The sequence below is a fragment of the Rhodopirellula sp. JB055 genome (genome assembly GCF_043100905.1).
GTDB lineage: Bacteria > Planctomycetota > Planctomycetia > Pirellulales > Pirellulaceae > Rhodopirellula.
This window is the reverse complement of the sequence record NZ_JBICHO010000634.1, coordinates 1-8,933: the sequence shown is the minus strand read 5'-3', so window position 1 is coordinate 8,933 and position 8,933 is coordinate 1. Positions and strand designations below refer to the sequence as shown.

At 56.4% G+C, this 8,933-nt stretch carries 7 protein-coding genes and 1 pseudogene; 7 read left to right on the top strand and 1 reads right to left on the bottom strand.

Features of this window, described 5'->3' with window-relative positions; genetic code table 11:
- A pseudogene (locus tag ACF8AM_RS24605) lies at positions 1 to 194 on the top strand (serine/threonine protein kinase); the annotation flags it as partial.
- A 250-nt stretch (positions 195 to 444) separates the two neighbouring features.
- On the opposite strand, the gene ACF8AM_RS24600 reads toward ACF8AM_RS24605, so the two are convergent.
- Positions 445 to 639, bottom strand: coding sequence for a hypothetical protein (locus ACF8AM_RS24600; protein ID WP_392558190.1), 195 nt, complete (start codon positions 637 to 639; stop codon positions 445 to 447).
- 558 nt (positions 640 to 1,197) lie between these two features.
- On the opposite strand from ACF8AM_RS24600, the gene ACF8AM_RS24595 reads away from it, so the two are divergent.
- The 6 genes from ACF8AM_RS24595 to ACF8AM_RS24570 all read left to right on the top strand — a co-directional run bounded on the left by ACF8AM_RS24595 (position 1,198) and on the right by ACF8AM_RS24570 (position 8,919).
- The gene (locus tag ACF8AM_RS24595) at positions 1,198 to 1,803 is read left to right on the top strand and encodes a hypothetical protein (protein ID WP_392558189.1); all 606 of its coding nucleotides are present in this window, start codon (positions 1,198 to 1,200) and stop codon (positions 1,801 to 1,803) included.
- Positions 1,804 to 2,017: 214 nt separating this feature from the next.
- On the top strand, positions 2,018 to 3,673 hold the full coding sequence (locus ACF8AM_RS24590; RefSeq protein ID WP_392558188.1) for a CTP synthase: 1,656 nt from the start codon (positions 2,018 to 2,020) through the stop codon (positions 3,671 to 3,673).
- A gap of 36 nt (positions 3,674 to 3,709) precedes the next feature.
- Positions 3,710 to 4,156 carry a DUF1844 domain-containing protein gene (locus tag ACF8AM_RS24585; RefSeq protein ID WP_392558187.1) on the top strand — a complete coding sequence of 149 codons (447 nt, stop codon included), beginning with the start codon at positions 3,710 to 3,712 and terminating at the stop codon, positions 4,154 to 4,156.
- A gap of 51 nt (positions 4,157 to 4,207) precedes the next feature.
- Positions 4,208 to 7,549, top strand: a complete 3,342-nt coding sequence (locus tag ACF8AM_RS24580) for a tetratricopeptide repeat protein (RefSeq protein ID WP_392558186.1) — start codon at positions 4,208 to 4,210, stop codon at positions 7,547 to 7,549.
- Positions 7,550 to 7,587: 38 nt separating this feature from the next.
- Positions 7,588 to 8,490, top strand: a complete 903-nt coding sequence (locus tag ACF8AM_RS24575; protein ID WP_392558191.1) for a MotA/TolQ/ExbB proton channel family protein — start codon at positions 7,588 to 7,590, stop codon at positions 8,488 to 8,490.
- Between the two features lie 6 nt (positions 8,491 to 8,496).
- Positions 8,497 to 8,919 carry an ExbD/TolR family protein gene (locus ACF8AM_RS24570; RefSeq protein ID WP_392558185.1) on the top strand — a complete coding sequence of 141 codons (423 nt, stop codon included), beginning with the start codon at positions 8,497 to 8,499 and terminating at the stop codon, positions 8,917 to 8,919.
- Positions 8,920 to 8,933 lie beyond the last annotated feature (14 nt).

Here is an 8,933-nt window from a genome sequence, read left to right as displayed (position 1 = left end):
CCTCGCCAATTTTGGCGACTGGCCGAATTTACTTCTGCAATCACAGCGGCGAGGTTTTCGTCATCAAACCAGGCACAGAGTGTGACATCGAAGTGACCAATCAAGTCGACGGCCAGATCATGGCTTCGCCAGCGGTCGTCGACAACTCGCTCATTTTGCGAACCGATGCTGCTCTGTATCGTTTCGACCGTTAGAGGTCCGTCACGACTCGTTCTTAGGGCAGTTGACGAAGCCACGAGTCCCTTTGAGCGAATGAGGTACGAAGGACTCGTCGCCTCGTCCACTACCGGATCCATCATTTCAGGCGTTGACGCACTGCTAAGCAGTTCGGAAGGAATGATCGGGTATAACCTCACGTAGGCGAGTCTCTCTGAGACTCGCAAATGACAGCGTCTCGGAGAGACGCTGCTACGTGACCAAGCCCCATGACTCCGCCTCACGTGCTTAGCTGGGCTTTGCCACCGAGGTGACTCGTTTGGCTTTGCGGTTGTTTTCTTCCAGTCGACGAGCGGTTTCTTCGCGGTAAAGCTGCGTCGTCGTTTCATGGACTTCGCTGCCTTCCTTCTTGCGATTGAGCAACTTGTTCGCGATGACAGGGTGAGTGAAACCGTGGACTGTTTGGATGAATGCAGGATTCATGGGATCAATGCTTGGACTTGCTTTGAGAGAGGTGAGTGAGAACGTCGAGAGGCCCGTGCCGTGCGACGTCGACAACAGGGCAACAACGATGCACGTCGCGTGCCAAACCAGGCCCTTGACGGGGATTCCCGCCGGTCCTTTACGGCTGCTTCACGAACAACCGGCATCCCCGCTCGCCGCTTTTGAAGTTGCGTTTTTCTCAAAACCCGAAGCGTCAGCGAGGAAAAAACGATGTTGACTTCGCCTCGCTGACGCGTCGGGTTATGAAAAAATCAATGCCTCACGCAAAAGCGCAACTTCAAAACTCGCCGCTTCGGTTGCATGGATTGAACGATTTGAATCAGTCGCAGGTGTCGTGGACCAACGGATCGCCATGAAACGCACAATGAATCGCCGGGTGCCGACGTTTCATGGCCTAGCTATGAAGATCGACAGTCAAAACCCCGTGTTTATCACGTTCCCTGTTTATCACGTTCCCTTTTGCCCCACCCCGGCCATCTGAGACTTGCGACCCTTCACGGAAACAAACCGTGTCGCCGCGGCGTCTGGATTCGGGGTATGCGTTTCAATTCGATGACCGATCCAACCCAATGGGACCGATTTTCTCAGCGTTGTCTCTCGCGACTGAGTGTGTTCGAGTACCAATTGCTTCAACTGAGAACCATGCGGGCTCCGCTGGATTCCAATTTCGTTCGCGAGGCATTCGCAGAAATTCAGTCCATCGGATCGGAAGCGGAACGACATGACCTGACAAGAATCTCCGACCTGGCCCAATCCCTGGAAACCGATTTACAAACGGCGATTCAGCAGGCCGCAGACCAAGCCTGCTCACCGGATGCGGAACGGATTGGTCGAATGCTCCAGGAAACTCATCGTTTGCGACAGCGGATCCAATCGGCTTGCGACGTTGAATCAGAGATTCCCGAGACGCAGTTATCGGCCGAGGCCATGCACTCCACCGACCTGTTCAGCTCGTCTCATCCTGATACCCGAAAAGCAATTCGAAACGCTGGCACGACCAAACCGCCCGCTCCCAAACGGGCACAACCGGAATTCACGAGTCCCTCGACGATCCAGCGTCTCGAGGATCTGCTCGACCAAATCCAGATCCAACTGGACGCCTGCCGGGATGACGGGGAATCCCCGACGACCGAAGACGAGTAAAAACGAGCCGAGCAGATCCGCACGGATCCTCATGCGACGACTTGCCATCTACGAAAGACAGCGAACTTTTGCAGAAGATCAGGGTCGAAACCCGTACCCAGAATTGCATCCCGGCACCCTCTAGCGGGCCTTCTTGGCACAATCCCCGGCAATCGCTCATTCGGGTCGTCAACGCCGCTTCCGAAAACATTCCATCACGGTATGATTTTCGGACATGACTAAACACATTTTTGTTACCGGCGGCGTTGTCAGTTCTCTCGGCAAAGGCCTGACCAGTGCATCGATCGGCATGGTTCTCGAACGTCGCGGGCTGCGGGTTCGAATGCAGAAACTGGATCCGTACATCAACGTCGATCCGGGCACGATGAGCCCCTACCAACACGGTGAGGTTTACGTTTTGGACGATGGTTCCGAAACCGACCTCGATCTTGGGCACTATGAACGATTCACTTCTGGCAAGCTGAACCGTGATTGCAATTACACCACCGGGCAAATTTATCTCTCGGTGATCGAAAAAGAACGGCGTGGCCAGTTCTTGGGGAAAACCGTTCAGGTGAGTCCCCACGTCACCAATGAAATCAAACGAGTCATCAAACGAATGGGCGGCGATGACGTCGACGTCGTGATCACTGAGATCGGTGGCACGGTGGGCGATATCGAGAGTCTGCCGTTCCTCGAAGCGATCCGCCAATTCTCGCTCGATGCCGGTCGCGAAAATTGCTTGTACATGCACCTGACGTTGGTGCCGTACTTGAAAGCCGCCGATGAGTTGAAAACCAAACCCACGCAGCACTCCGTCGGCCAGCTTCGTGAAATCGGCATCCAACCGGATGTGTTGGTCTGTCGCTGCGAACAATCGATCAGCCGAGACGACCGAGACAAAATCGCTCTGTTCTGCAACGTGGAACCCGAAGCGGTTATCGAAGAAAAGGACAAGGACTTCTCCATCTATGAAGTCCCCTTGTCACTGGTCGATAACAAGCTGGACGAATTGATCGTCAAAAAACTTGGCCTGACATCCGCGGGCAGTTTGGACATGACCCCGTGGAACGATTTGCTGCACCGCTTGCGCAATCCACGCCACGAAATTTCGATCGCCGTCGTTGGCAAATACGCTGAGCACAAAGACGCGTACAAGTCGATCTATGAATCGCTTGATCACGCCGGCATGCATCACGACGCACAGATCCGGATCGGACGCATTCAAAGCAGCGACATCGAACGGGAAGGTGCCGAACGATTGCTCAGCGGTTATCACGGGATCCTCGTCCCGGGTGGCTTCGGCGAACGCGGTGTCGAAGGCAAAGTGCAGGCGATTCAATTTGCTCGCGAACGCAACGTGCCGTTCTTTGGCATTTGCTTGGGCATGCAAACCGCTGTGATCGAATACGGCCGAAACGTGCTGGGACTTGAAAAGGCTCACTCGACGGAATTTGACAAGGACACCCCGCACCCAGTCATCTGTTTGTTGGACGAACAACAAAACGTGACCGACATGGGCGGGACGATGCGACTGGGAGCCCAGCCCACCAAACTGGCGGCCGACTCCAAGGCCTTTCAATCCTACGGCCAGGAAGACATCGAAGAACGCCACCGGCACCGGTACGAATTCAACAACGAATACCGTCAAGCGTTTGAAGACGCTGGAATGCGTTTCGCCGGACTGAGCCCAGACGGCGGGTTGGTCGAGATTGTCGAAATCGAGTCTCACCCGTGGTTCCTGGCGGCTCAGTTCCACCCCGAATTCAAAAGCAAACCCCTGAAATCGCACCCGCTTTTCACCGATTTTATCGAAGCAGCGATCAACCGTCGCAAGCAACGCGTAACCGAAGAGATTGCCGCGGAACCGGAGAAGCCAACCGCGTCTTGATCTCACAGTCTTCTCTCCCCCTTTACCTGATTTGCCATGACAAACTCTGATCCAAAAGAAAAAGAAACGGACGAGTCACCTCAAATCGTGGTGGACTCGGATTGGAAAGAACAGGTCGCCAAAGAGAAAGAAGCTTTGGCAAAACAGACCGACGCCGACCCAAACCAAACCGACGACAGCAAAGACCCCGCGGACGATGCCAAGCAAGCAACCGCGACGCCGTCTGGCGGATCCCAGCTTCCACCTGCCAGTTTTGAAGTCCTCGTCTCGATGTTGTTCACACAGGGCATGAGTGCACTGGGACAGATCCCGATGCCGGGACAAGACGAACCCCGCGTCGACAAGGCGATGGCCAAGCATTCGATCGACACGCTGGAAGTGCTCGCAACAAAGACCGAAGGCAATTTGTCGGACGACGAATCAAAGATGTTGGCTGAGGCCACGCACGCGTTGAGGATGGCCTACGTCAGCACACGCGGTTAGAGTGAAACGCCGGTTTCTTGGATTCGCTTCTCGCACTTGCATTCTGCTGCCATGCCAACCATCGTTCGAACACCGTTGTTCGGCTCGCCATGCCTCCCTCGCGTTGCTGGCCTGTTGCTGGCGATGACCTTGATCTTGAACTGGCCAGCGCATCGCGTGGTTGCTCAAGAAGAACCGGCACAAGATTCCGCCGCGGTCGCGCTCTATGCCGACGCGGCGAACTTTCAAACCAACGGTGCGATCGGGTTGGCCGTCGACACCTGGAAAAAATTCCTAAAGGAATATCCCGACAGCCCGCTGGCGTCCAAAGCCTCTCATTACCTGGGCGTCTGCTACATGCAGCAAGACACGCCGGATTTAAAAGCCGCCGCGGACGCCTTTCAGGTCGCCTTGAAAGACACCAAGTATGACCTCCGCGAAGAAAGCCTGTCGAACCGCGGTTGGTGCTTGTACGCTGCGGCGGGAACCGGTGAAGAAGCGGATCCCAAACTGCTTCGCGAAGCGATCGCAACCTACGACACCCTGATCAAAGAAAACCCCGATTCGCGATTACTGGATCGAGCCTACTTCTATCGGGGCGAAGCCCTGTACGCGATGGGCGACCTGGACAAGGCCATCGAGTCCTACAACGCGATGATGAAACTCGATGGCGTTGCGGATTCCGTCTTGCGATGCGATGCCCTGTACGCTCGCGGCGTCGCACTGGAAGAACAAAAGAAGTACGACCAAGCTCAAGCGTCATACCAACAACTGCTCACCGCCTGCGCGGATTCGGATTTGATCGTCGATGTCGAGATCCGAATGGGCGACATGCTTTTATTGCAGGGAGAGATGCAGGAAGCAGTCAAACGATTTGAATCGGTCGCAAACCACGTCAACGCGACGCCCGAGGACAAAGCGTATTCCTATTTCCGCCAAGGCTTCGCGTTCGCTCAAGACGGCGCCCCCAGCCAAGCGTCAGCGTCCTATGAAAAACTGCTGAAGCAATTTCCCCAATCGCCCTACGCCGCCGCAGCAACGCTGGCTTCCGCCCAAACGCTCTATCAAGCTGGCGACCTGTCCGGCGCGGCCGCTCGATTCCGTGACGTGCTCCAAGGCACCGACCCGGTTGCCGCGACCGAATCCGCTCACTGGTTGGCCCGCATCGAACTGGGCACCGCCAATCGCGAACCAGCCAAGATGTTGGAATCGGCCCAGGCCGCTTACGAGGTGGCCTCCGAACAAATGGAACGCGGGGCAGAGGGAAGTTTCGCCGTCGCTCTCAAACTGGATGCAGCCGAGGCTCTGTCGCTGCAACCGGACCGCTTGAACGAAGCTCTGGATCAGTACCTCTCCATCGCCAAAGAACACGCCGAGGATGCGCTCGCACCGAGAGCCCTGTACAACGCGGCATTTGTGGCCTTGCAACTCGGAGACACCGATCAAGCAGCGAAGTTGGCGGAGGACTTCAATAACAAATACCCACGTGACCCGCTCGCCCCCGACGCGTTGTTCGTCGGCGCCGAAGCATTGCTGGCGTCGGGCAAAGCGGCAGACGCAGCGGAACGCTACCAATCACTGGTGGACAGCAAACCACAGCGGGATCACCCCCAGCGTCCAACATGGATTTTACGCGGGGCGACCGCATGGAAGGCGGCGGGCGAACCAGCCAAAACGGCCGCCCTGATCCGTGCGAATCTGGATGCAATGCAAACGCCGGAACAAAAGGCAGAAGCATTGTTGCTGGCAGGACAAGCCGAACTGGCTGCGGGCGATGCAGCGAAGGCCGCGAAAACATTCCAGGCCAGCCGCGAAGCGGCCCCAGAATGGGCTCGTTCGGATGAAGCGTTCTTGATGGCCGGTCAATCTCAACTGACCGCTGGAAACCGAGATGCAGCCGCAGGCATTTGGCAAGAACTCATCCGCACCAATGGTGAAAGCCGGATGGCCGACCAAGCCCGATACAAACTCGGACAACTGGCCAGCGGCGATCAACAATACGCCAAAGCGATCGAGTACTTCACGCCCATCCTGACTTCCAAACGCGACGCGGGTCTGTTGCCGTTTGCTCGCTACGCCAAAGGCATGGCGGAACTGCAATCGCAACAACACGAACAAGCGGTGAAAACGCTTTCCGAATTGATCACGGAAAACTCAGACCATGCGTTGATGGACGACGCTCTGCTGTCACGAGGCATTGCCTACCGCCACTTGAACCAAGACGCCGAGTCACGCAGCGACTTGACTGCTTTCTTGGACACGAAGCCGACGGGCAACAACCTCGGCCACGCGCTCTACGAACTGGCGCTGCTAGATCAAAACGCCTCCCAAACGGCCAAGGCAGCCGAAAGCCTTCAACGAATTGCCCAAGAAGTTCCCAACTACCCGGACATGGACAAGGTTCTCTATGAACTGGGGTGGTCGCTTCGCGAGAGTGGGCAAGACGAACAAGCTTTGGCCCAATTCGAACAACTGATCTCCAAGTTCCCCGACAACGCTCTCGTGGCGGACGCGGCTTACTTCGTCGGCCAAGATCACTATCGCAACGAACGCTGGTCCGACGCCGCCAAAGCATTCCAAATCGCAGCCAACAAAACCTCCGACTTGGACTTGAAAGAAAAGTCGCTCTATCGCCTGGGCTGGTCGTACTACAAACAAAAGCTGTACGCCGAGGCCGAAGCCGCCTTCAAACGCCAGTACGTTGAGGTGCAGCAGGGCGGTTTGCTGCTGGACTCGATGATGATGATCGGTGAGTCCCGCTTCAAACAAGAAAAGTACGACACCGCGCTTCGCGCGTATTCCAAGGCTCGCGAAAAAATCGTCGCAGAAAACGATTCCGCAAGCTCCATTCGGGATCGAGCCGAACGCCAGGTCCGAGAGTTGATCTTACTGCACGGTGGCCAGAGCGCTGCCCAATTGGGTCAATTTGAGGACGCCATCGACTGGTACGATGAACTCCGCGAGCGGTTCCCCGCGACGACCTATCTCCCCCAAGTTTTCTATGAGACCGGATTCGCGGCTCAAAATGCCGGAGATGACGAAAAGGCATTGAAGTTTTACGCCGAAGTCGCAGACAATTTCCGCAACGAAATTGCAGCGCGTGCTCGGTTCATGATGGGTGAAATTCACTTCGCGAACAAAACGTTTGACAAGGCGATCCCAGAATTCCAACGCGTCATGTTTGGATTTGGGGCGGACAAAGCCGATCCTGTCATCAAGAATTGGCAGGCCAAAAGCGGGTTCGAAGCAGGACGATGTGCGGAACTGCTGCTGCAATCGGCGAGAACCGATGCTGCGAAAGCAAGAGCAACGAAGTTCGCCCAAGATTTTTACCAGTACGTGATCGATCAACACCCCGGGCATGAATTGGCCGCCAAGGCCAAGCAGCGGGCGGAGGCACTGAAAGCACCGTGAGATTCCTTTTCAACGACCAACGACGCCGGCGCACGACATTGGTCATCGCTGTCCTTTGGTCCGCTTTGTTGATCACCGTATCGTCTGGTCCTTTCTTGTCCGCGCAAGACACTGCCGAACCGACCGGTGCCACCAACATGATCGACGCGGCTGACATTCAGTCCGTCATGAACGACGAACCCACCCAGCAACCCGGCTCAGACCAACCCTCCGGAATCGACTTGCTGTCGCTGATTGCCCGCGGCGGACGGTTCATGATTCCCATCGGACTGATGAGCATGTTGGTCGTGACGCTGTCGGTGGAACGGACGCTTTCGCTTCGAACAGAGAAGATCTTGCCACGATCGTTGGTCAATCAAATCAGCGACTTGGCTGCGACGCACGAGACGTTTCCGCCCAGCACCGCTCAAGAAATTTGCATCGAAAACCCTTCGCCAGCCGCTCGCGTCATCTCAGCAATGCTGATGCGAACAGGACAACCACTTGGCGACATCGAACGCACTGCGGGAGAAGCCTTGCAACGGGAAGCGGATCGATACGCGGGCCCGGTGCGGTGGCTCACACTGGCCGCTGCCGCGACTCCCTTGATGGGATTGCTTGGGACCGTGTGGGGCATGATTGTTGCCTTCCATGAATCCAGCACGTTGACCGCGGACCGCAGCCGCAGCGAACAATTGTCAGAAGGGATTTACACGGCCTTGGTGACGACGCTGGCTGGTTTGGCCGTCGCGATTCCTGCCGCCATCCTGGCTCAGTACCTCGAAAATCGAATCGCGAAACTGTTCCACCGAATTGAAGAATTGGCGTTCACCATCGCACCCGGATTGGTGCGTTTCGTCGGTCGATCGCGAATGGACGCGGAAGGCCAACTCCGCCCACTCGACAACGGGGCACCACCGCCGGTGGCCATCAACTCACCGCCTCCTGTCACCACTTCGTGATCGCTCATGGCTGTTCAACTCAAACGCTCCAACGTTGCCGGAACACTCAGCCTGACCCCGCTGATCGATGTGGTTTTCCTGCTGCTGATTTTCTTTCTGGTGACCAGCGAGTTTGAGGACGAGGAACGTCAACTCGACATCGTGCTGCCTTCGGCGACCAGCGCCGTTCCGATGACCAGCAAACCTCGCGAAGTCGTGGTCGACATCGACGCTGACGGAACGGTTTACTTGCGCGGCAAAGCCACCCCGCTGAAAGAACTCGAGCAGTTGCTTCAAAAAGCTGTCGCCAGCAACCCAACGAATCAAACCGTGGTGATCCGCGCCGATCAGAACGCCAGCTTTCAACCGGTCGTGAATGTCATGGATGTTTGCAACCGCACCGGTGTGAGCGACTATTCGGTTTCCACCAAAGACGGGCCGGCAGGCTGATCCGGTGAACAAAG